The organism is Arthrobacter sp. zg-Y769 (assembly GCF_020907405.1).
Taxonomy (GTDB): Bacteria; Actinomycetota; Actinomycetes; order Actinomycetales; family Micrococcaceae; genus Arthrobacter_B.
Window position 1 is genome coordinate 146401 of sequence record NZ_JAJJOE010000011.1, and the last position, 22498, is coordinate 168898.

18 protein-coding genes are annotated in these 22498 nt (G+C 67.8%); 8 read left to right on the forward strand and 10 right to left on the reverse strand.

Going from position 1 to position 22498, the window contains the following annotated elements; translation table 11 throughout:
* The first annotated feature begins 82 nt into the window (after positions 1–82).
* The 3 genes from LOC60_RS16340 to LOC60_RS11435 are packed head-to-tail and all read left to right on the forward strand — an operon-like array spanning position 83 to position 4741.
* A complete protein-coding gene (locus LOC60_RS16340) occupies positions 83–2650 on the forward strand; it encodes a bifunctional lysylphosphatidylglycerol flippase/synthetase MprF (protein ID WP_230025271.1) in 2568 nt (855 codons plus the stop codon).
* 16 nt (positions 2651–2666) lie between these two features.
* Positions 2667–3965 (forward strand): alpha/beta hydrolase, encoded by a 1299-nt coding sequence (locus LOC60_RS11430; protein ID WP_230025601.1) that lies wholly within the window; start codon positions 2667–2669, stop codon positions 3963–3965.
* On the forward strand, positions 3962–4741 hold the full coding sequence (locus LOC60_RS11435; protein WP_230025272.1) for a phosphatase PAP2 family protein: 780 nt from the start codon (positions 3962–3964) through the stop codon (positions 4739–4741). The genes LOC60_RS11430 and LOC60_RS11435 overlap by 4 nt, the downstream gene beginning before the upstream one ends.
* On the opposite strand, the gene LOC60_RS11440 is transcribed toward LOC60_RS11435, so the two are convergent.
* From LOC60_RS11440 to LOC60_RS11455, 4 genes are all read right to left on the reverse strand, one after another.
* The gene (locus tag LOC60_RS11440) at positions 4662–5513 is read right to left on the reverse strand and encodes an HAD family hydrolase (RefSeq protein WP_230025274.1); all 852 of its coding nucleotides are present in this window, start codon (positions 5511–5513) and stop codon (positions 4662–4664) included. The two genes, LOC60_RS11435 and LOC60_RS11440, sit on opposite strands and share 80 nt — an antisense overlap.
* Positions 5514–5579: 66 nt before the next feature.
* Positions 5580–6116 carry a YbhB/YbcL family Raf kinase inhibitor-like protein gene (locus LOC60_RS11445; protein WP_230025275.1) on the reverse strand — a complete coding sequence of 179 codons (537 nt, stop codon included), beginning with the start codon at positions 6114–6116 and terminating at the stop codon, positions 5580–5582.
* A gap of 55 nt (positions 6117–6171) precedes the next feature.
* Positions 6172–7086 carry a carbohydrate kinase family protein gene (locus LOC60_RS11450; protein WP_230025277.1) on the reverse strand — a complete coding sequence of 305 codons (915 nt, stop codon included), beginning with the start codon at positions 7084–7086 and terminating at the stop codon, positions 6172–6174.
* Between the two features lie 34 nt (positions 7087–7120).
* Entirely contained in the window at positions 7121–7879 is a 759-nt protein-coding gene (locus LOC60_RS11455; protein ID WP_230025279.1) for an alpha/beta hydrolase family protein, read from the reverse strand.
* A gap of 104 nt (positions 7880–7983) precedes the next feature.
* On the opposite strand from LOC60_RS11455, the gene LOC60_RS11460 reads away from it, so the two are divergent.
* Positions 7984–9099 carry a GTP pyrophosphokinase gene (locus LOC60_RS11460; protein WP_230025281.1) on the forward strand — a complete coding sequence of 372 codons (1116 nt, stop codon included), beginning with the start codon at positions 7984–7986 and terminating at the stop codon, positions 9097–9099.
* Between the two features lie 100 nt (positions 9100–9199).
* Complete coding sequence (locus LOC60_RS11465; protein WP_230025283.1) at positions 9200–10219, forward strand: winged helix DNA-binding domain-containing protein; 1020 nt, start codon at positions 9200–9202, stop codon at positions 10217–10219.
* A 16-nt stretch (positions 10220–10235) separates the two neighbouring features.
* Here LOC60_RS11465 and LOC60_RS11470 read toward each other — a convergent pair whose 3' ends face one another.
* The gene (locus LOC60_RS11470) at positions 10236–11237 is read right to left on the reverse strand and encodes a LacI family DNA-binding transcriptional regulator (protein ID WP_230025285.1); all 1002 of its coding nucleotides are present in this window, start codon (positions 11235–11237) and stop codon (positions 10236–10238) included.
* A gap of 183 nt (positions 11238–11420) precedes the next feature.
* Here LOC60_RS11470 and LOC60_RS11475 point away from each other — a divergent pair, with 183 nt between their 5' ends.
* Positions 11421–12419, forward strand: coding sequence for an SDR family NAD(P)-dependent oxidoreductase (locus tag LOC60_RS11475; RefSeq protein ID WP_230025287.1), 999 nt, complete (start codon positions 11421–11423; stop codon positions 12417–12419).
* Between the two features lie 98 nt (positions 12420–12517).
* Here LOC60_RS11475 and LOC60_RS11480 read toward each other — a convergent pair whose 3' ends face one another.
* The 4 genes from LOC60_RS11480 to LOC60_RS11495 form a co-directional block, all read right to left on the reverse strand.
* Entirely contained in the window at positions 12518–12961 is a 444-nt protein-coding gene (locus LOC60_RS11480) for a GNAT family N-acetyltransferase (protein WP_230025289.1), read from the reverse strand.
* 79 nt (positions 12962–13040) lie between these two features.
* Positions 13041–13508: an SRPBCC family protein gene (locus LOC60_RS11485; protein WP_230025291.1), complete on the reverse strand. Its 468-nt coding sequence runs from the start codon at positions 13506–13508 to the stop codon at positions 13041–13043.
* A gap of 98 nt (positions 13509–13606) precedes the next feature.
* Positions 13607–16087 (reverse strand): phosphoketolase family protein, encoded by a 2481-nt coding sequence (locus LOC60_RS11490; protein WP_230025293.1) that lies wholly within the window; start codon positions 16085–16087, stop codon positions 13607–13609.
* Positions 16088–16127: 40 nt separating this feature from the next.
* Positions 16128–18785 carry an ATP-dependent DNA ligase gene (locus LOC60_RS11495; protein ID WP_230025295.1) on the reverse strand — a complete coding sequence of 886 codons (2658 nt, stop codon included), beginning with the start codon at positions 18783–18785 and terminating at the stop codon, positions 16128–16130.
* Positions 18786–18952: 167 nt separating this feature from the next.
* Between LOC60_RS11495 and LOC60_RS11500 the strand changes: the two genes are divergently transcribed.
* Together LOC60_RS11500 and LOC60_RS11505 are read left to right on the forward strand one after the other, a co-directional pair.
* Entirely contained in the window at positions 18953–20452 is a 1500-nt protein-coding gene (locus tag LOC60_RS11500) for an SDR family oxidoreductase (protein WP_230025297.1), read from the forward strand.
* A gap of 148 nt (positions 20453–20600) precedes the next feature.
* Entirely contained in the window at positions 20601–21836 is a 1236-nt protein-coding gene (locus LOC60_RS11505) for a L,D-transpeptidase (protein ID WP_230025299.1), read from the forward strand.
* Here LOC60_RS11505 and LOC60_RS11510 read toward each other — a convergent pair.
* Positions 21833–22498 (reverse strand): pentapeptide repeat-containing protein, encoded by a 666-nt coding sequence (locus LOC60_RS11510; RefSeq protein WP_442860410.1) that lies wholly within the window; start codon positions 22496–22498, stop codon positions 21833–21835. The two genes, LOC60_RS11505 and LOC60_RS11510, sit on opposite strands and share 4 nt — an antisense overlap.

Consider the following 22498-nt stretch of genomic DNA (forward strand, 5'->3'; position numbering starts at 1 on the left):
TCCCGGGCGCCCGCGCCTAGACTGGCAGGACCGCGGCCGGCAGCAGTTACTTCCGCCGGCCTAGTCCGGGGAGGCCAGAACCGTGCCTGACACACTTCCCGCCTGGCGCCGCTTCGGAATGTTCCTCCGCTGGCCCCTGGAGCGGCTGCGGGGAAGCGCCGGCCGGTCGCCCGCAACGCTGATCTTCGTCACCCTTTTCTGGATCCTCGGGGCCCTTACCTCCTCGCTCGGCGGCGGCCCCAAGGGACCGCTGCAGGACTGGGTGAGCGTATCCGTGGACACCGTGGCCGGGAATCCGGCCCCCTTGGTCCTGTGCTGCTTTTGGGCCGGCGGCACGGCCGCCTACCTCGGCGGCACCCTGGTAACGCTGCTGGCCGGATTGCCCTGTGAGCGGCTGTTGGGAACCGGACGGTTCCTGCTGGCCGGTTTCGGCGGCCAAATCGCGGGGCTGCTGCTGGCCACCGGCTTTGCCTCCCTGACCAGCGCCTCCATAGGGAACTGGTCCCGCGCCCTTGTCTCCGAATCCTATGTTGGTCCGGTGGCTTTCCTGGCTGCGGCGGTTGCTGCCGCCAGCGCCCGGCTCGGGACCCTGTGGCGCCGCCGCCTGCGGGTTCTCCTTTTTACGTTGCTGGTTTTGCTGGCGCTCTACGGTGGGAGCTTCGCCGACCTGACGATGCTGGGCGCCGCCGCTGCGGGCGCCCTGGCCGGGCCCTACCTCGCGGACCGCCGGCCCGCAATTCCCCGCAGGCTGGTCACCAGCCGTCGGGAGGCGCGCGTACTGGTGGCCCTGACCGTGCTGGCCTCCGCTGCGGGCCCGGTGATCAGCGCCCTCAGCAGCCAGGCCGTGGGGCCGCTGTCGGTGCTGCGGTATCTGTTCACGGATGTGGAAGTAAGGACTCCGGCAGAGCTGGATCAGTTATGCGGTGCGGCGGCGGACTCGGCGAGGTGTGTCGCCGCGGGTATCCAGCTGCGTGCGGGCCCGGCCGCATTCTTCCTGGCCACCCTGCCATTGGTGCTGCTGGCGGTGTTTTCGGACGGCCTGCGGCGCGGGCGCCGGTTCGCCTGGCTCGCTGCCCTGCTGCTGCAGGGAGCCATGACGGTGCTGGCGGCAGTGCGGATCGGCCGGCTGCTGACCGGAGAGGAACCCGCTGCCGGGACCTCCGGTGCCGGTAGTTCCATCGCACTGGTGCTGCCCATGGCGGTTCCGCTGGCTGTCCTGGTCCTGCTTGTCTTCACCCGCGGCCTCTTCCCGGTCCGCGCACCGGCCGGCACGTACCGGCGGATCGCGGGCACCGTCGCCGTGGCGGCGGTTCTGCTCACTGCGCTGTACCTGGGTGCAGGTCTGTTGAACCGGAACGGCTTTTCACCCGCCGCGACGCCGGGCCTGCTCGCGGCGGACCTGCCCGGGCGTTTCCTTCCCGTCCTGGAGGCGACCAGCCGGCCCCCGGTCATTGTGCCGGAAACCCTTCCCGCGGTCCTGCTGTATGAGGGCGTGGGAGTAGTCTTCTGGCTTCTTACGTCCATCCTGCTGCTGCGTTCCTTCCTGGTGCCGCCCTACAGTCCGGGGGCCGCGGACACGGACCGTGCCCGCTCGCTGCTTCGAACCCACGGCGGCAGCACCATGGCGTGGATGACCCTCTGGCCCGGTAATAATTACTGGTTTTCCCCCGACGGAAAGTCCTACGTGGCGTACCGGATGGATAGAGGTGTGGCACTGACTGTCGGGGAACCGGTGGGCCCGCGGGATGAGCTGCGCGGCGCCTTGGAAGGCTTCTCGGCGTTCTGCGCCGCGAACGGCATAACCGCCTGCTTCTACTCCGTGGGCCCGGAGGTGCGGAACTTAAGCTCCGGACTGGGATATTCCTCCCTGCAGGTGGCCGAGGAAACCATCCTTCCGCTGGGTTCGCTGGCCTTCAGGGGCAAGAAGTTCCAGGACATCCGCACGGCCATGAACTCCGCCCGCAGGCAGGGGATCTCGGCACGGTGGATTAGTTATCCCACCGCGCCGCCGGCCGTGAAAGACCAGCTTTACGCCATTTCGGAGGAGTGGGTGGCGGACAAGGATCTGCCCGAAATGGGCTTCACCCTGGGCGGGCTGGAGGAACTGGACGATCCGGAGGTGCGTTGCCTGCTGGCCGTCGATTCAGACGGGACCGTGCATGCAGTGACATCCTGGCTCCCGGTGTACCGGAACGGAGCGGTGGCGGGCTGGACCCTGGACTTTATGCGCCGGCGGAGCAGCGGCTTCCGGCTGGGGATGGACTTCCTCATCGCGTCCGCGGCCCTGTCGCTCCGGAACGAGGGCTTTTCCTTCGTCAGCCTTTCCGGGGCGCCGCTGGCCCGGGCCGCCGGGGACACGGACGACGGCGGAGCCGGGGACACGGACGACGGCGGAGCCGGGGAGGGGCCGCCGGTTATGGACCGGCTGCTGGACCGGTTGGGGGAGACTCTGGAACCGGTGTACGGATTCCGGTCCCTGCTGGCGTTCAAGGCCAAGTTTGCCCCGGAATATGTGCCGCTGTTTATGGCCTACCCGGACCCGGCATCCCTGCCGGCCATCGCCAATGCCCTGGCCCGGGCCTATGTCCCCGGCCTGTCACTGGGGCAGGGGCTGTCACTGGCGCGCCGGATCGTGGACCGGACCGGGTGAGGAGGCGCCCCCCGTGATGTCATTGTCCCTGGTTGACGGGATCCTCCCCGCCCTCGTCCTGGCCCTCGGCGTGGCAGCCCTCCTCTGGCTCCTGATCGCCGGAAGGAAGCTGGGCCTGCGCAGGATCCTGGTCTGCACCCTGGCCGCGGCGGGCAGTTCCGCGTTGCTGTATGTGGTGGCCGAAGTTATATTCCACTGGTGGAATGCTTCCCTGCCGCGGATGCTTTATGCCTACAGCGCGCTGGCCGTCCTGGGGTTCCAGCTTGCGGTGCAGCTCGTGATACCTCCCGGAACAACGGTTTTCCGCCGGGTGGCCGCTGTCCTGGCAGCCCTGACCCTGCTGGGGGCGCTGGCCTGCACGGTGAACCTTGCCTATGCCCAGTACCCCACCGTGCGCTCCCTCGTGGATCCGCCGTCAGCCACGGATGATCCCCTTCCCCGTCCCGCCGACGCAGGAGCAGACCGGCCCGCCGCCTCCGAAAGCAGCTGGTCCCCGCCGTCGGACATGCCCGAGGAGGGCACTGTCTACCGCGACGAAATTCCCGCGACCGCCTCCGGGTACGCGTCCAGCACTGCGCTGATCTATCTTCCGCCGGCCTATCTGGCGGACCCGGGTGCCGTCAGCCTGCCGGTGCTGGTCCTGATCCACGGCCAGCCGGGATCCCCGAACGACTGGCTGGTCAGCGGCCGCATAGCCGAAATGATGGATGGCTTTGCCGCCGGCCACGCCGGCCTGGCACCGGTTGTCGTAATGCCCGATGCGAGCAACGCCTCCAACCCCAACTGGCCGCTGTGCCTGGACACTTCCGTCAGCGACTCGGCAACCTATCTGGCCCGGGATCTTCCCGCCTGGGTGCGGCAGCAGCTCGGGGCCGGGACGTCCGGGGCGCACCAATGGGCGATCGCGGGGTATTCGTTCGGCGGCACCTGCGCCGTGCAGCTGGCAGCGAACCACCCCGATGTCTATCCCACGTTCCTGGACATCGCGGGGGAAAACGAGCCCACCGATGTGGACGGGCACCAGGCCCTGCTGGACACCTACTTCGGCGGCGATGAGCAGGCGTTTGCCGAACAGAATGCCGTGGACCGGTTCGGCCGGATGTCGTTTCCGGAGCTTGCCGGCATCGTCGTCGTGGGCCGGGAGGACAAGGTCTACGCCCCCGAGGGCCGGCAGGTGTACGAAGCGGCCCGGGCGGCCGGCGTGGACGTGCAGTTCCAGGAGCTTCCCGGCGGGCATTCCTGGCAGGTCTGGCGGGCCGGACTGGAGAACAACCTGGATTGGCTCTCCACCCGCCTTGGCATACTTGATCCATGAGTCCGGACCCCGTGCAGCGCCACGCCCCCACTGAAAATCCGCTGCGGCGGCTGCTGCATGCGATCAGCCGTGCGTCCTCCCCGCACGTGACCCTGCTCGTGATTCTCGCCGTTGGACTGATCCCGGCACTGGCCCTGACCCTGGTGTCCGCAGAGGTCTATGACTCGGTCACCGACGCCGACGGGATCGCGGGGCTGGACCGGCCGGCGCTGGAGCAGGCCCTGGAGCTGCGCAATCCGGGGCTGGATGCCGCGGTCACCGGTTTCACCAACCTGGCGGGCACCATCGGCATGCCGATCATTGCCGGGCTCGTGGTGCTCGTCATGTGCCTGCGCTGGCGTTCCTGGACACCGCTGATCCTCACGGCAGCGGCAGCCGGCGGTTCCCTGTTGATGACCGTCACCGGAAAGGCCCTGATCGGACGGACCCGCCCGGAGCTGGCGGATGCCGTTCCGCCGTACGAATCCTCCGCCTCGTTCCCGAGCGGACACACCCTGAACTCGATCGTGATCGCGGGGATCCTGGCCTATCTGGTGATCCTGCACGTGCCTAACCGGTGGGCGAAAGCAGCCGTTACCCTCGCCGGCGGGGCCTTTACGTTTGCCGTGGGCCTCAGCCGGGTCTATCTGGGCCACCACTGGCTGACGGATGTGCTGGTCGCCTGGACGCTCGGTGCGGCCTGGCTCGCGGTGGTGATTACCGCGCACCAGCTTCTGAGGCGGCTTCCCGAACATCGAGCAGCTGCTCAAGGATCACCGCCACGCCGTCGTCCGTAAAGCCCGGAGCCGTGTAGCCCGCCGCCCTGCGTGCTTCCGGGTGGCCGGAAGCCATCGCGTAGCCCCGGCCTGCCCAACCCAGCATGGAAATGTCATTGGGCATGTCGCCGAAAGCTACGGTTTCCGCCGCATCAATGCCCTTCCCCCTGGCGTAGCCGGCCAGCGTTGCCGCCTTGTTCAGGCCCGGCAGGGACATTTCCAGCAGCGGCATGCGAGGTGCCGAATGTGTGGTCTCGACCAGTCCCGACACCGCAGGTGCCACCCGGCGCAGGAACTCGTCCGGGGAGATATCGGCGGCACGGGCGAGGAACTTGGCCACACCCGGTGAGCCGGCAAGGGACTGGTGCAGCGGGCCGGGCACTATGCCGCCGAGGAGCTCCACGGATCCGGTGTCCACGAAGCCGTCCTCCAGATGGAGGCCGTCCACCGTCTCCGCCGCAAAACGTGCCCGCGGGAACAGGTCCCGGATGACCTCCGCGGCGGCAAACATCTGCTCCAGCGGGAGCAGTTGCGTGGCAAGGACCCGCTCGGCGGCCAGGTCATAGGTGATGGCCCCGTTGGAGCAGATCACGGTGCCTTTGTGGCCGATCCGCTCGCGCAGCGGGTCCAGCCACCGGGGCGGGCGCCCGGTCACGAAAACGACGTCGATCCCCGCCGCCAGGCAGGCCTGGAAAGCCCGGACGGTCCGGTCGCTGATGCTGTTGTCCGCACCCACGATGGTGCCGTCCAGGTCACTTGCTATCAGCCGTACCGGCCCCCACTGTTCCTGCATGCCATCCAGCTTACTTCGGGCGGCGGCGGGTCCATCCGCAGGGCAGGGCAGGGTCCCCTGGAAACGCTAGTCTTCGCGGATTTCGGCGGTGCCGATCATCACGGCGCGGGCCAGGGTGTGAGTGAAAAGCGCGAAGCCCAGGGCTGCCGGGGAGGCATCCGCCGGCACATCCAGTTCCTCCGTATCCACTGCGTGGACCACTACGAAGTAGCGGTGCAGGCCGTGCCCGGCCGGGGGTGCGGCACCCACAAAGCCGGCAAATCCGGCGTCGTTGGCCAGCTGCACCGTTCCGGCCGGCATCTGCCCGGTGTTGGCGGCATCGGCAGCCAGGCCCGTGACCGACGCCGGGATGTTGAAGGCGGCCCAGTGCCAGTAGCCGCTGGCAGTGGGTGCGTCCGGGTCATACATCGTCACGGCAAAGCTGCGGGTCTGTTCCGGGAAGCCGGACCAGGTCAGCTGCGGCGAGGCGTCCCCGCCGTCGGAGACCCCCATCTTGGCGCTGTACTGCGCCGGCGCAAATGTGCCTCCGTTGGTGAATTCCTCACTGTCGACGGCGAACTCGGGCACCTGGGGCAGTGCCTCATACGGATCTCGGCTTTCCACTGGATTTCCTCTCAGGAATGGATACTTGGCATTTGGGGCGGCGGCCCGGGACAGGTCAGGGAACTTCGCGGCGATAGGGAGGGTTGGCTCCGGCGCGGGAAACGGTGACGGCTGCGGCGCGCGCGGCGAAGGAAAGCAGTTCCTGAAGTTCGCCGACGCCGATCCGGGCCAGGTTGCTGCGGCGGGCACCGCCGTCGAGCTCCCGGTCCATCAGCCCAACCAGCAGCGCGGACATAAACGAATCCCCCGCGCCCACGGTGTCCACAACGCTGACGGTGGGCGCGCTGACTTCGCATTCACCTGCCGCAGCCACCGCCCACGGTCCCCGTGAACCGCGGGTGACAACTACCAGCGACGGACCGGCAGCGAGCCAGCGCCGGGCGGATTCCTCCACCGGCTGGTCGGGGTAGAGCCACAGCAGGTCTTCGTCCGAGGCCTTGACGACGTCGGCCAGGGCCACGAATTTTTCGGCCTGTTCCCGGGCGTAGGAAACGTCGGTGATGATGGTCGGCCGGCAGTTCGGATCGTAGGTGATGGTGCAGCCGGGCCGCGCCTGTTCCACGGCTCGCAGCACGTGGCCGGCCCCGGGCGAGAGCATGGACGCGATGGAACCGGTGTGCAGCATGGTGGTGCCGTCCAGCAGGGCCGGAAGATCGTCCGCAAGGCCCGGCAGCTGCCACTCGAGGTCGAAGGTGTACCGGGCGCCGCCGGCCGGATCCAGCACGGCCGTGGCCACGCTGGTAGGCAGATCATCGGCTTCGAAGGCGGTCAGTACGGAGTTGGCGCGGAGGTGCTCGGCGATCATCGCGCCGTAGCTGTCCGCGCCGAAGCGGCCCACGAACTGCACCGGCCGGCCCAGCCGCGCCACGCCCACGGCCACATTCAGCGGGCTGCCCCCGGGGTGGAACCGCCGCGGCGCCGTGTCGCTGACTACTTCATCCACAAGGGCTTCGCCAATAACTGTAAGCACCCTGCCAACCTAACAGAGCGGTCTTTCGGTTTCCTTAACCGGCAGGAATTCCGGCGGCCTCACAGACCGCCTCCACAACGGCGTCCCATGCCGGCGTACCGGGGGTGATCATGGCGAAATGGTCACCGGGGATCAGGCGCAGCTGTGCCCGGGTTCCGCTTGCCCGGGCAGCTTCCACCCAGCTGCTGGAGGAGCTCAGCGGCACCGTGTTGTCCTCCTCCCCATGCAGCGCCCAGACCGGAACCGGCAGCGGCAGTGCGTGGATGGGGTCGGCATCCCGGTAGCGCCGGGGATCCTCTTCCGGTGTGCAGCCCAGGAAGTTCCGCACCGCCCCGTTGCTCAGGCCCAGTTCATGGGCCTCGGCCAGGTTGAGGACCCCGGAGGAGCTGACGACGCCGGCCGGCAGGACGGGGGAATCGGTCCGCGCCGCGGCCAGCACGGCCAGGTGGCCGCCGGCGGAGTGGCCCAGGAGGACCGTGCGGGAGAGGTCGACGTCGTGCTCCTGCGCCGCCCGGGCCAGCGCGTCGATTCCGGCGCAGACGTCGGCGAAGGTCTCCGGCCAGCCGCCGCCTTTCCCGGCCCGGCGGTACTCCAGGTTCCAGGCGGCAAAACCGCGGGCGGCCAGGTCCGCAGCCAGGGGCCGGCCAAGACCCGCATCATAGGCTGCCCGCCAGTATCCGCCGTGGATGATGACCACCACCGCCCGCGGCGCGGAACCGGACGCGGGGAGGGTGAGTTCGGCGTACTGGTCCGGGTCCGGACCGTAGGAAACACGCAGTGCAGTCGCCGGCATGACGATCCTTCAGCTCTCGGGGCTTAATCTGATAGGGAGCCTATCGGCACGTTGGGGAAACGCAGTGCCAGAGGCTGCCGGCAGGCAGGGGAAAGGGAACAGCTTTGAGCGCGTGGGACACACTGGATGAGCGGCTGCGGCCCATAGTCCAGGCCAGTACCGATGAGTACGCCCGGGTTCGGCCGGGTTTGGAAGCGGTTACCGCGGAGATGGAGGCGAATCTTCGCGCGGTCTTTGCCGACAGCCCGGTCAAGCCGCTGTTCGTTGCGTCCCGCACCAAGACCGTGGAGTCCTTCCGGGACAAGGCTTCCCGGATGCTGCCGCCGGAGCATCCCGGGGAGCTGCCCTCCCTGCTGTTCCCGGATCCCCTGCGCAACCTGATCGATCTGGTGGGCCTGCGCATCATCATGACCCTGCCGCACGAGGTGGATGAGGCTGCCAACCTGATCAAGCGCCAGCGGGCCGAGTTTGACTGCCGCGGCGACCGCGAGAAGGACATCGGCTCCATTGAATCGGGCACCTACGGCTACTCGAGCCGGCACCTGATCCTGCGGACCATCCAGAACGAGACCGTGCGGCAGTTCCACAAACTGCTTGAACCGGACCAGCGCCCCAACGGCAGCTACCTGTTCGAAGTGCAGATCCGTACCGTGCTGGCCCACGCCTGGTCCGAAATCGAACACGACATCCGGTTCAAGGCCGGCGATCCGCGGGCCTGGAGCCCGTACTTCGACCGCCAGTTCACGGCAACCGCGGCCATGCTGGAAACGGTGGAAACCGCCTTCGCCGAGCTGCACGAACGCTACGAAACCGTCACCGGGTACTGGGACGAGGAGGGCCAGGGCAGCGCGCCGCTGACCCCTAACCGGATCCGGGATATCTGGCTGACCCTGCTGCCGCACGTGAACCGCAAGTCCGGTGATGACTGGGGCTGGGCCGCGGAAATGCTGGCTGCGCACGGCATGAAGACCACCATGGACCTGGCCGGACTGCTGCAGGCAGACGCCATCACCAAGGTCCGTGCCGCCCTGGACCACCGCTACTCCCCCGGGCCGGACCGGCTGCTCGATGACCTGCTGCTCTGGCGCTTCGGCAAGGAGCACATTGACCTCACTGCCGAACCGGAGGACGCGCCGGCGAAACCCCGCCGGGAATCCCTGGGCCGCCGTTACCGGCAGATGCAGGTCTACCGGGCGAGGGAAGCGGAGTCGGGGCAGTAGGGCTGCCGGCGGCCCTGTTCCGGTAACCCTTGCCCGGTACCGCCGGGGCGCATAGCTTTGCCTCGTGGCGGGGATACTTTCAAGGCAGGATGCGCGGCGGATGCGGCGCTCTTCCCAGCTGCTGGGCGGTTCGAACCTTGCCCCGGCCGACGTCGTGCGGCGGGCGGTCGCACTGCAGGGCCAGGATCTGCCCGCAGTCCTGCGGGCCATTGCCCTCCGCTCCCGCCCGGGAACCACCGTCCAGGAGGTCCGGGACGCCTTTGACCGCGGCGAACTGGTGCGTGGCTGGCCGATGCGGGGCACCCTGTTCGCCACCACGCCGGAACATCTGGCGACACTGTTGTCCTTCACGGCGGAGCGGATCCGCAGGATGACTACCCGGCGCCGGGCCGAGCTGGGCCTCGATGAAGCCGTACTCGCGCGCGGCCGGCACACACTGCGTGAGGCCCTCGGTGAGCGGCCCCTGCGGCGTTCCGAAGCCATGGAACTCTGGGAATCTGCCGGAATCGATACCTCGGACGGCCGCGGATACCACCTGCTGATGCACCTCTGCGTGGAGGGCCTGGCCCATTGGGGACGGTTTTCCGCGGCCGAGCAGCTGTTGACGCTCACCGCGGCCGAAGGTGCTGCCGGCCCGGACGCTGCAGCCGACGCCGAACTCGCGGCGGTGGTCCGCGGCTTCGTGCTGGCCCGCGGTCCGGTCACCGAAGCCGACCTGGCCTGGTGGACAAAGCTGCCCAAAACCGTGGTGCGCAGGGCGGCGGCCGGCGTGGAGGATCTGGTCCAAGTGGAAGTCGGCGGCACGGCGGCGTGGATTATCGGGAATCCGGAGATTCCGGGGCCGTCCGGCGTGTCCCTGGTGCCGGCGTTCGACGAGTGGATCCTCGGTTACGCGGACCGCTCCCTGGTTGCCGGTCCGGCGATGCTGGCCGCTATTGTCCCGGGCGGCAACGGCGTCTTCCGTCCGGCAGTGCTGGACGACGGCGTGGCAGTGGGCACCTGGCGGCTGCCCCGCACTTCCCGGGCCGCCCCGGAACCGGTCATCGACCTGGTGGAACGGGTCTCGGCAGCCAAGCGGAGGGCCATTGAGCAGGCGGTCGCGGACTGGCCGCACGGCTGACGTGTTGCCCGCCGGGTCAGGCCGAAGCGCGCCGAACCAGGCGGACCGGCGGAAGGGCCGGTTCCGCGGGCTCCCCGGCGCCGCTTCCCTGCAGCTCCGATGCCGTGTCCGGCGCAGCCATGGCCATCCGCGCAAACCGCTCCCCCAGGGACCGGGCATCCACCGACACGGTGGTCAGCGGCGGCACTGCCAGCGACGCAAGCGGAATGTCCTCGGCACCGATCACCGCCAGGTCCTGCGGTGCCGTCCGGCCGTGCGCCGCCAGCCCGGCCAGCAGCGCAAAGGCGTGCTCGTCATCGAACGCGCAGGCCGCGGTTACCGGCTGCGGACCCTCGAGCCAGCGCCCGACGACGGCGGCTGCTTCCCCGGCGTCCAGGCCCAGCCGCGCCACCACCGGAGGCGGCAAATGCAGCCGGGCGCAGGCGTCCTCGATGGCGGCCAGGCGGACGTCCACCCGCCAGGCGTATCCGGACTCCGGCGGCACTGCCACGCCGATCCGCTGATGTCCGGCGTCGGCCAGGTGCTGCACCTGGCGCGCACCGATGCCGAGGTCCGGTGCCAGGGGGTCATCCAGGGCCTGGTGCAGGGAGGCAATCCGAATACCTGTGTCTGCAAGGGCGGCCAGTTCCGGCTCCGGCAGCGGGGTGACGAGGATCAGCGCCGCGGGGGCCAGCGAATGCACCAGCGAGACGGCTCCACCCTGCCGGGGCAGCCGGTGCGCCACCAGCCGCAGCCCCTGCCGTTCCACCTCTTCGGAGGCGGCGTCGATGATGATTGCCAGGGCACGGCCCAGTGGTTCAGGCGGCAGCAGCATCAGGACCAGGTCGCTGCGGCCGCGGCGCAGGGTGCGGGCAGCGGTCGACGGCGTGTAGCCCAGCTCCCGGGCGGCGGCCAGCACCCGGTCCCGTGTTGCCGCCGAGATGCCTTGTCCGGTGCGCCCGTTCAATACGTAGCTGACGGTGGCGCGGGAAACGCCGGCAGCCTGCGCGACGTCGTTGGACGTGACCCTGCGGTTCATTCCGTCCCTCTTTCGCCTCAGCCGTGGCGGCCCGCCTGAAACTCGACGGCGTCAGCCCTTATCCATTGGAGATTTCTCCGGTAGTCTGACGATACAGGCAACTTACACGTGTAACCATCGTGGCGAGCTGCCGATACCGGCGGCCGCAGATTACGGCCGCTCCCCGATCGAAAGGACCGGTTCGTGGCCAATTCGCCCATCACCGCCCAGAACACCGTCCAGCAGTGGCTCGACCACCCCGCCGGCGGCCCCGCCATGCGTGGTTTCCTCGCGCAGGCCGGAAGCGACGAGAACACGCTCGGCCCCGCCCTGACCATGAAGCTGCAGCAGCTGGTTGACCTCAGCCAGGGCAAGTTCCCGCAGGCTGCCGTGGATGAACTCGTGAAGCAGGCCAACGGCGGCGTGATGCCCGAGATCGCCGAAACCGTCCTGCCGACCGTTGAAGGCCGCTTCGAAGGCCGCACCATCATCGTCACCGGTGCCGGCTCCGGCATCGGCCGTGCCACCGCCGGCCGCATTGCCCGCGAAGGCGGCCGCGTGATCGCCGTCGACATCGCCGAGGTCCGGATCAAGGAACTCGCCGAGGAGCTGGGCGATGCCATTGTTCCGGTTGCAGGCGACCTGACCGACGCCGCCGCCATTGACCGCATCATGGCCGCTTCCGGCGCCAAGATTGACGGCCTGGCCAACGTGGCCGGCATCAATGATGACTTCTCCCCGCTGCACGAGGTTTCCGATGCCATGTGGCAGAAGATCTTCGCCGTCAACGTGGAGGGCGTGATGCGCCTGACCCGCGCCGTGCTGCCGACCATGCTTGAAGCACGCAAGGGCTCGATTGTGAACATCACTTCCGAAGCGGGCCTGCGCGGCTCCGCCTCCGGTGTGGCCTACACGGCGTCCAAGCACGCAGTGGTGGGCATTACCCGCAGCACCGCGTTTATGTATGCCCGCGAAGGCATACGCGTAAACGCCGTGGCTCCGGGCGGCGTGGCCACCGGCATTCCGATGGGCGGCAAGACCAGCGAGTACGGCGAGGCCCGCCTCAGCCCGGCACGCGTGAACATTCCGGGCCTGGCCTCGGCGGAGGACCTCGCGGCCTCCATCACGTTCCTGCTCAGCGATGACGGCGTGAACATCAACGGCGCCATCCTGCCGTCCGACGGCGGCTGGTCCGCGGTCTAATCCCCGCTGATCCACTCTGCTATCCAGGCGCACGACGGCGGCCGGTTCTCTCCTATGGGAGGGCACCGGCCGCCGTTGTCGTTTCCGGTCCGCAATGGTCAGAACCGGTAGACGGCCAGTTCCTCGGCACGTTCAAAACCGCACCTGGCGTAGAACTTTTCCGATGCCGGCGACGGCGAGGTGACAATCCGGGCCGCCCCGAGACGGCGCGAGTACTCGACGGCTGCGGCAACCAGTGCGCCGCCCACGCCGGCGTTGCGGTGCGCGGGCAGCACATAGGCATTCGCTAGGTAGACCCAGACTGACGCCGGTTTGCCGGGCTTCGGCATGCGCTCGAAGATCGACAGGTTCAGCATGCCGATCAGGGTGTCGTCAGCATCCGCAACGGCGACGAAGAACGTGCGCGGGTTGGCCGCCAGCCAGGTGCGGAACTCGCCCACAAAGCCCGCATCAGCCGGGCCGTCCCCGCCGGCCTCGGCCGCCCAGACAGCCCGGAGCCGTGCGAGTTGGGGGATGTCCAGCGGTGTGCCTTCACGAATCATTGCGCCACCCTACAACGACGGCGGCCGGCACCCTCCCGAAGGAAGGCACCGGCCGCCGTCGTACGTTTTAGGAAAGCCCCTACGCGCCGGAAACCGCTGCGGCGAGCTTGTTCAGCGAATCCTCAAGGTCGTCCTTGGACACCATCGGGAAGGAAACCTGCTTCAGGGTTTCCTTGTCGGTGACGTGGGACCAGTCGTAGGTCAGGGTGACCTCGGTGGAGTCGGCACCCTCGGCCTGCAGTTCCCAGACCCACTGCCAGCCCTTGGGCTCGGTGCCGGCCGGAGCGGTCTGCCAGGCCAGCAGCTTGTTGTGGTCGTACCCGGTGACGTGGTTTTCCGTCTGGTAGTCGCCCATTTTTTCGTTGTGCATGTTCATCTTGAAGACCTGGCCGGAAGCCGTAATGCGGTCGGTCTTCTCGTCCGAAACCACCATGCCGGAGCCGTCCAGCTCGTGGTGGCGCTCGGGGTTGGACAACAGGTTGAAAATGTCTGCTGCCGAGGCGTCGATGACCCGGGAAACTACAACACTCGTCTGATCAGTGGTCAATGAACTCTCCTTCGATGGATGGATCGTACTTTTTCCACGGCGCCGGCCCTCGCGGGACCGTGCCGAAGCCTGTGCACACCGCACCCGGCCCGCGAAACTCAGCCGGGCGTGTCCTGCTCTGCTTCCTGCAGGTTCCAGCCGGTAATGTACGGCGGATCCTGCCCTTCGTCGCGGGTGTACTGCCGGGCACGTGCCCGTTCGTCCTGCAAATGCTGCCGGAAGGACGCCTGCGTCGATCCCAACGACGCTACCCGGTCCAGCACGTCGATGGCCAATTGGAACCGGTCAATCTGGTTCAGCATCGCCATGTCGAAAGGCGTGGTGGTGGTGCCTTCTTCCTTGTACCCGCGCACATGCAGGTTGTCGTGGTTCGTGCGCCGGTAAGTCAGGCGGTGGATCAGCCAGGGATAGCCGTGATAGGCGAAAACCACCGGCTTATCCTGCGTAAACAGGGTGTCGAAATCCCGGTCGGACAGCCCGTTCGGATGCTCGCGCGGATCCTGCAGGACCATCAGGTCCACCACATTGACCACCCGGATTCTCAGCTCCGGCAGTTGTTCCTTCAGCAGCGCCGCGGCGGCCACGGTTTCCAGGGTGGGTACGTCGCCGGCGCAGGCCATCACGACGTCGGGATCGGTCCGGGAGCCCGGACCCGCACCTTCGCTGCCGGCGAAGTCCCAGATGCCGATGCCGCGCTCCACATGCAGCAGCGCCTGCTCCGGATCCAGCCAGACCGGGGCCGGCTGCTTCCCGGAGACCACCACGTTGACCCGGTCCCGGCTGTCCAGGATGTTCCCGGCGACGGCCAGCAGCGTGTTGGCGTCCGGCGGCAGGTACACCCGGATGACGTCGGCCTTCTTGTTCACCACGTGGTCAATGAACCCGGGGTCCTGGTGCGAGAACCCGTTGTGGTCCTGCTGCCAGACGTGGCTGGAGAGCAGGTAGTTCAGCGAGGCGACCGGCTGGCGCCAGCTCAGCCCGCGGCTGACCTTCAACCACTTTGCGTGCTGGTTGAACATGGAATCCACAATGTGCACAAACGCTTCGTAGCAGTTGAACACGCCGTGCCGGCCGGTCAGCAGGTACCCCTCCAGCCAGCCCTCGCATAGATGTTCGCTCAGCACCTCGGCCACCCGCCCGCTGCGGGCCAGGTGTTCATCCAGTTCGTCGATGCGCTGCTGCCAGGCCTTGTCCGTGACGTCATAGACGGCCTGCAGCCGGTTGGACGCGGTTTCATCCGGGCCGAAGATCCGGAAGTTGGACGGGTTTTTCCGGATCACCTCACGCAGGTAGCCGCCCAGGTTAAACATCGGGCTGACCTGCTCGGAACCCGGATGGTCGATTTTCACCGCATGGTCGGCGTAGTCCGGCAGGTGCAGGTCCTGGAGCAGGCGTCCACCGTTGGCGTACGGCGTCGCGCTCATCCGCAGGTCACCCTCGGGCGCCAGCGCGGCGATCTCTTCGATCAGCCGGCCCTCGGCGTCGAAAAGTTCCCCGGGCCGGTAGGACTGCAGCCATTCCTGCAGCTGCGCGAGGTGTTCCGGGTTGTCCTGTATTTCGGACAGCGGGACCTGGTGGGCCCGCCAGGTGCCCTCCACCTGCAGCCCGTCGACGACGGCGGGACCGGTCCAGCCCTTCGGCGAACGGAACACGATCATCGGCCAGCGCGGAGCGTGCTGCTCCAGCGCGTCGGCGCCGGGGATGTCCGGGGTCACTGCGGTCTTTTCACCGGTGCGGTAGGGCTCCTGGATGGCGGTGATTTCCGCCAGGCAGGTCTCCAGCACGGCAGCGAAGTCCTCGTGGGCCTGCCGGACACCCGCCGGGTCCTCCACCGTCACCACGTAGGGGCGGTAGCCGTAGCCTTCAAGCAGTTTCAGCAGCTGTTCCTCGGGCATCCGGGACAGGATGGTGGGGTTGGCGATCTTGTAGCCGTTCAGGTGCAGGATGGGCAGCACCGCTCCGTCCACCGCCGGGTCGAGGAAGCTGTTGGAATGCCAGCTGGCGGCCAGCGGTCCGGTTTCGGCCTCGCCGTCGCCGATTACCGTGGCAGCCACCAGGTCAGGGTTGTCGAAGACCGCCCCGTAGGCGTGGGCCAGGGAATAGCCCAGTTCGCCGCCCTCGTGGATGGAGCCGGGGGTTTCCGGGGCCGCATGGCTGGGGATTCCGCCCGGGTAGGAGAACTGCCGGAACAGGGTGCGCAGCCCCTCCCCGTCCCGTCCCACATGGCTGTAAATCTCCGAGTAGGTGCCCTCCAGCCAGGCGTTGGCGACATTCGCGGGGCCGCCGTGCCCGGGCCCGGTAATGAACAGGACGTTGCGTTTCTGCTCACGGATCAGCCGGTTCAGGTGGGCGTAGATGAAGTTCAATCCGGGTGTGGTCCCCCAGTGGCCCAGCAGCCGGGCCTTGACGTCGGATTTTTCCAACGGGCGGCGCAGCAGCGGATTGTCCCGCAGGTAGATCTGCCCGACGGAAAGGTAGTTCGCTGCCCGCCACCAGGCGTCCACACCGTCCAGGTCGCTGTCGGGGTGCGGTTCCGTGCCGGGGATGCGGTCCGTAGAGGCAGCACTGGTATCGGTCATCGCGTGGGTCCTTCCGGTCGGTGTTGACGTGGTGTGCCCTTTAGGCGGTCTCCACCACGACGTCGGACGGTTTCTTGTCGGGTCGCAGGCCGCGCCAGACGGGATGGCGCAGTTTTCCGGTGCCGGTGCGTTCGGAGAATGTCACTTCACCCACCAGCGCCGGCCGCACCCACTGGGCATCGGAGGCATCGGCGGAGGGCACGTCGTCCAGCGGCGCCGTCTTGCGGGACATTTTCTTCAGGCGCGGGCCGATCGTGGCGAGGTCCTTTTCGCTCAGGCCGGACCCCACGCGTCCGATGTACTTCAGGTCCACTCCGTCCGGAACGGCAACCAGGAGCGAACCGACCTTGTTCTGCCGGTTGCCCTGCCCCGGCCGCCAGCCCACCACCACTACTTCCTGGGTAAGCTGGTTCTTCAGCTTCACCCAGTTCTTGGAGCGCCGTCCCGGGTTATAGGTGCTGGTGCGGCGCTTGGCCATCACCCCTTCCAGGCCCAGTTCCCTGCTGGCTGCCACCGCCTCGTCCATGGACATGTCCAGTGCGGGCGGCACCTGGACGTGTCCGTCCGGGGTGGCTTCGACCGCCGATTCCAGGGTCTCCCGGCGCTGTTCGTAGGTGAGGTCCGCCAGCGAGTTCCCGTCCAGCCAGAGCAGGTCAAAGACCATCAGGTGCACGGGCGTCCGCGCGGCGGCGGCGGCGATTTCCCGGGGTTTGGTCAAATGCATCCGGGGCTGCAGCAGGCCGAAGTCCGGCCGGCCGGCCTTGCTGATGGCAACGATTTCGGCGTCCAGTACCGCCCGCTCCCCGTTGAGGTGCGCGCTGAGGTCCTGCAGTTCCGGATAGGCGGCGGTCATGTCGTTGCCGTTGCGGGACACCAGCCGGGTGCCCTCCGGCGTCACGGTTACGACGGCGCGCACGCCGTCCCATTTCATCTCGAAGGCCCACTCGTCGTCGTCGTTGATCTCCGCCCGGCTGCCGAGCGTGGCCAGCATCGGCTCCACGGCGGGCACCGAGGCGTCTTCCGCGTCGCGGGCCACCTTCCCGACGTCGACGGACGAGGTCTTTGCCGGGGCGGCCGCCGTGGCAGGCTGTGTCCGGGCGGCAGCGGCCACGGACTCCGTGGGGGATTCCGGCGCGTCGGCGGGAGCCGCGGTGGACTCCTTCGCCGGAAGCTCTTCGGGTTTTCCCTTTTCGCCCGGCTTCGGCTGGTGCTTCATCAGGTGGATCAGCCAGTTGTTGTTGGCCTTGTCGCCGCCCGAGCCGGTGTGGATCAGGGCGTAGCGGCGGTCGGCGGCACCGTCGCGGGCCAGGCCGCCGTCGGGCTGGCCGTGCAGCACGGCAATGACTTCCTTGCCGTCCCGCCACTTTTCCCGCTCATACGTGCCGTGATCCCAGATGGTGACGTCCCCGCCGCCATATTCCCCTTTGGGAATATGTCCCTCAAACTTGCCGTAATCCAGCGGATGATCCTCGGTCTGGACGGCCAGGTTGTTCTTCCCGGAGGTCGACGGCGGCCCCTTGGGCAGCGCCCAGGACACCAGTACGCCGTCGTGCTCGAGGCGGAAATCCCAGTGCAGCCGCCGGGCGTGGTGTTCCTGGATGACGAAGCTGTTGCCCTCGGACGGCGTGGACGGCTCCTCCGGGACCGGTTCCGGCGTCTTCGCCGCGTCCCGCATGCTCCGGTATTTGGTCAGCCGGTCCGCGCCGGTCCGGCCCCCGGCCGGGGCCTCCCCGGCCGCCTGCCCGGACACCTCCGTGGACACCTCCGTGGCCTCCTCCAGCGACTCCTCCTCGAAGGCGCCGCTCTCCATTCCCCCGAGCGGGTCGGAGCCGTCGCGGACGCGGTCCAGCACCTGCCGGTAGTCCAGCTGCGCCAGATCCGGATCCTCAAGTTCCTTCCACGTCCGCGGTGCCGCCACCGTGGGAGTGAACCGGCCGCGCAGCGAGTAGGGGCAGATGGTGGTTTTGTTGCCGTTGTTCTGGCTCCAGTCCACCAGCACCTTGCCCACGCGGCGCGTCTTCTTCATATCGCTGACCACCAAATCCGGATGGTCTGCTTCCAGGGCGCGGGCCAGCTCGTGGGCCACGGCATTGATGTCGTCGGAGCTTTGGCTTCCGTCCAGCGCGGCATAGAGGTGGATGCCCTTGGAGCCGCTGGTCACGGGCCGGGCGTCCAGGCCCATGTCAGAGAGGATGGCCCGGGCCAGGCGGGCCACTTCGGCGCACTCCGCCAGTCCCACGCCGTCGCCGGGGTCGAGGTCCAGGACCATCCGGTCCGCGTTGCCGATCCTGCCGCGCGGCCCGAACTGCCACTGCGGCACATGGATTTCCAGGGCGGCGGACTGGGCCAGCCAGGTCAGCGTGGCCAGGTCGTTCACCACCGGATAGGTGTTGGTGGAGGTCTTGTGCTCGATCGAGAACCGCTTCACCCAGGACGGTGCGGAGTCCTCGAGGTTCTTCTGGAAGAACACCTGCCCGGGATGTTCGGGCGTGCCCACTCCGTGCACCCAGCGTTTGCGCGTGGCGGCGCGGTTGCGCGAGTGCGGCAGCATGTAGTCGGCCACGGCAGCGTAGTAGGAAATCACGTCCGCCTTGGTGGTGCCCGCTTCCGGATAAAGCACTTTGTCCAGGTTGGTCAAGCGGAGCCGATGCCCCTCCACGCTGACGGTCTCCTGCTTGTTTCCTCCGCCTGTCGCCATGCCCCCTAGTCTTACCGGGATACGGAACAAACGCCAGTAGTTCATCAGGGGGCTTACCAATTCGCCCGCGGAAAGGGTTCCGGCACCCGGCACGGGGTTTCGGGCGGTTTTCCGCAGACCGTCCGGCTGCCCTGACCACGGCGGCACCGCGTGTGTATGTTGGAAAAATGACAGAACGCCAGCACGTCCTGGTCACCGGCGCCACCGGCTACATCGGCGGGCGGCTGGTCCCGCTGCTCCTGGAGGACGGCCACCGCGTCCGGGTCCTGGCCCGCTCCCCGGAAAAGCTCTCCGATGTGCCCTGGGCGTCCGAGGTTGAAATTGTCCAGGGCGACCTCTCGGATCGGGAGTCGGCTGCAGAGGCCTTCACCGGAATCGATACCTTGTACTTCCTGGTGCACTCGATGGCCTCCGGCAAGGGTTTCAGCGACCAGGAGTCGGCCATTGCGCATCTGGTGGCCGACGCCGCTGCGGAGGCGGGCGTGAAGCGGATTGTGTATCTCGGCGGGCTGCATCCCGAAGGCGAGCTTTCGCCCCACATGAAATCCCGTACCGAGGTGGGCCGGATCCTGCTCGAAGGCGAGGTGCCTGCGGTGGTGTTCCAGGCCGGCGTCGTTATCGGTTCCGGATCCGCCTCCTTCGAGATGATCCGGCACCTGACGGAAACCCTGCCCGTGATGCCGGCGCCCAGCTGGGTGCGGCGCCGGATCGAGCCGATTGCCGTCCGGGACGTGCTGCACTACCTGGTGCGGGCAGCGGATATCCCGCGCGAGGTGAACCGCACCTTCGATATCGGCTCACGGGAAGTGCTTACCTACGCGGAAATCATGAACGGATACGCCGAGGAGGCCGGCCTGCCCCGCCGTCGCATTTATGCCCTGCCGCTGCCCGCGCCGCGGCTCGCCGGACTCTGGGTGGCCCTGGTGACCCCTATTCCGCGTTCCATGTCCTTGCCGCTGGTGGAATCCCTGCAGCATGACGCCGTCGCCAAGGAACATGATATTGACCAGTATCTGCCGCTGCCCGACGGCGGATTGACGGACTACCACGACGCCGTGAAACGGGCGCTGGGCAAGGAAAAACGCGGGGAGGTGGAGACCACCTGGGCCAACGCCTCGGCAACCGCCGATCTGGCATCCGATCCGCTGCCCAGCGACCCGGACTGGGCCGGCCAGACGGTGTATGTGGATACCCGGCAGCGCCGTGCGGCAGTGGACCCGGCCGCGGTGTGGCGGGTTATCGAGGGGGTAGGCGGCCGGAACGGCTGGTATTCGCTGCCCATGGCCTGGGCCATCCGAGGCGTCCTCGACAAAACCGTGGGAGGTGCAGGGCTTACGCGCGGCCGGCGGAATCCCACCACCCTGTTCACCGGCGACGTGGTGGACTGGTGGCGCGTGGAACTGCTGGAGCGCGGCACCCTGCTGCGGCTGCGTGCGGAAATGCGGGTGCCGGGCAAGGCCTGGCTGGAGATGCGCGTGGATCCGGACGGCCAGGGCGGCAGCCTGTACCGGCAGCGGGCCATCTACTTCCCGAAAGGGCTGGGCGGCAAACTCTACTGGTGGCTCATTGCCCCTTTCCACGGCCTGGTTTTTCCCTCCATGGCCAGGAACATCACGCGGCAGGCGGCCCGGCTGGCAGCTCCGGCGAACCCGGGAACTGCCGGTTAGGCGACAATTCCGTAACGACGTCCCAGATATACAGAGAAGCTAATATCATCGGTAGGACAATACGCGCCGGTCGAGCCGGCCCAGCTGCAACTATGCCGGTTCCGTCTGTCGTGACGGCTCCCCGGCTTGTACTTGAGGGGACTTGGCTGTGCAGGACAAGAAGAGCCGTAAATGGCCAATAGCCGCGGCGGTTGCCGCGGTGCTCGTCATAGGCGGAATCCTCGGCGCAGCCTTCGCCACCGGCCGTCTGGGCCCTGCCGAAACCGGTTCGTCCCCCTCCGCCGGCGCATCCGCGTCCGCATCGGCGTCGCCGTCCGTGCAGGCCGCCCCGGTATCCATCACCACCACGCCGGCTGACGGCGCCGTGGGCGTCAACCCCGCCGAGCTTCCCTCGGTAACCGCCACCAACGCGGTTATTGACGAAGTCATCCTGAAGCCGGAGGCAGGCGGAGATCCCGTGCCGGGCGTAATGTCCGCAGACGGAGCCGTCTGGACCGCGGGTGCACCCCTCGCCTTCAACACCAGGTACGGCATGGAAGTGGTGCTCACCGACTCCGCCGGCAAAGAGACCACGCGCAGGCAGGGCTTTGAAACCGTGCTTCCCGCGAACGAAGCCAATGCCTTTATGTATCCCCAGAATGCCGCCAGTGTGGGCGTCGGCCAGCCCATCGACATCACCTTCAGCGAACCGGTCACCAACAAGGACGCGGTGGAACAGGCCATCAAGGTCACCAGCACCTCGGGCCAGACCGGTGCGTTTTACTGGATCACAGACAACCGGGTCCGCTACCGTCCGGAAGCCTTCTGGGCTCCCAACAGCGCCGTCACCGTGGACATGCAGTTGTTCGGCGTGGACTTCGGCAACGGCATGATCGGCAACTTCAACGAAACCCGTACCTTCAACACGCACAACACCCGCCTGGCCGTGGTGGATAACAACACCAAGACCATGCAGGTGTTCCTGGACGGGCAGCTGGTCCGGACCTTCCCCGTCACCCTCGGCGAACCCACCTGGCCTTCGCCTTCGGGCTACCAGGTGGTGGTCAGCCAGCACGAGAAGCTTCCCTTCCGCGCCGAGAGCATCGGGCTGTCGCCCGGCGATCCGGACTACTACGAACCGTTCGACGCCTCCTGGGCGAGCCGCCTGACCAACACCGGCGTCTTTGTCCACCAGGCCCTCGACGGCGCCGTGGGTGCCCTGGGGCGGATCAACGTTTCGCACGGCTGCGTAGGGATGTCCGCCGAGGGTGCCAAGTACTTCTACGACACGTTCGACGCCGGCGACGTGGTGCAGGTGCTGAACACCGAAGCCGGGCCGGTTCCCATTTGGGACGGCTACGGCGACTGGAATATCCCCTGGGACCAGTACGCCGGGCAGCCCTAGGCTTCCACCCGCAGGCCCAGCTGGTCCGCGAGCAGCGGAGCCAGCAGCACCAGCTGCTCTTCGTCCACGGTGAAGCCCTTAAATCCGGCAAGTCCGGTGATGCTGCGGAACGCGGACCCGCGCAGATCCGCGTCCACGGCCGTACCGCCGCTGCCCAGCAGCAGGGAGTCGATCCGGCAGTCGCGGAACGCCACCCGGTTCAGCCGCGCGCCGTCCAAATCCAGTTCACCGATGATGCAGTTGGAGAACAGTACGTTGGTCAGCGTGCAGCCGCGAAGGTTGAGGAAATCGATCTTGCCTCCGTCAACCCGCACGGAGTTCCAGCTCCCGCCGTATAGCTCAGCGGAGCCCAGGCGCGGGTTGGAGATCTCTACGTCCCGGAACGTGGTCCGTGCCGCCCGGAACACCGGGGCATACAGGTTTTCCAGAGTTGATTCCAGGAACCGGGCAGCGGTGAGGTCCGCGTTGTCCAGGGAGACCCCGGTGAGGCTGCATTCGGTGAACACTGCCCCGCGCAGCTCCAGGCCGGCGAAGGATTCGCCGGTGTATGCAACCGCTTCCTGGTGGCTGCCTACGGGAACGCCCGCGCCGTCGGCGAGGTCCTGCAGGCGGACCGGTTCGAGGACGGGCGGTTTGGTTCCGGTGCTGCGCGAACGCACCAT

Coding starts and splice junctions, on each gene's coding strand:
- LOC60_RS11495 (WP_230025295.1), bottom strand. CDS start 18,785: ATGGCGACAGGCGGAGGAAACAAGCAGGAGACCGTCAGCGTGGAGGGG.
- LOC60_RS11465 (WP_230025283.1), top strand. CDS start 9,200: ATGCGGCGCTCTTCCCAGCTGCTGGGCGGTTCGAACCTTGCCCCGGCC.
- LOC60_RS11510 (WP_442860410.1), bottom strand. CDS start 22,498: ATGGTGCGTTCGCGCAGCACCGGAACCAAACCGCCCGTCCTCGAACCG.
- LOC60_RS11480 (WP_230025289.1), bottom strand. CDS start 12,961: ATGATTCGTGAAGGCACACCGCTGGACATCCCCCAACTCGCACGGCTC.
- LOC60_RS11455 (WP_230025279.1), bottom strand. CDS start 7,879: ATGCCGGCGACTGCACTGCGTGTTTCCTACGGTCCGGACCCGGACCAG.
- LOC60_RS11435 (WP_230025272.1), top strand. CDS start 3,962: ATGAGTCCGGACCCCGTGCAGCGCCACGCCCCCACTGAAAATCCGCTG.
- LOC60_RS11500 (WP_230025297.1), top strand. CDS start 18,953: ATGACAGAACGCCAGCACGTCCTGGTCACCGGCGCCACCGGCTACATC.
- LOC60_RS11440 (WP_230025274.1), bottom strand. CDS start 5,513: ATGCAGGAACAGTGGGGGCCGGTACGGCTGATAGCAAGTGACCTGGAC.
- LOC60_RS11470 (WP_230025285.1), bottom strand. CDS start 11,237: ATGAACCGCAGGGTCACGTCCAACGACGTCGCGCAGGCTGCCGGCGTT.
- LOC60_RS11430 (WP_230025601.1), top strand. CDS start 2,667: ATGTCATTGTCCCTGGTTGACGGGATCCTCCCCGCCCTCGTCCTGGCC.
- LOC60_RS11490 (WP_230025293.1), bottom strand. CDS start 16,087: ATGACCGATACCAGTGCTGCCTCTACGGACCGCATCCCCGGCACGGAA.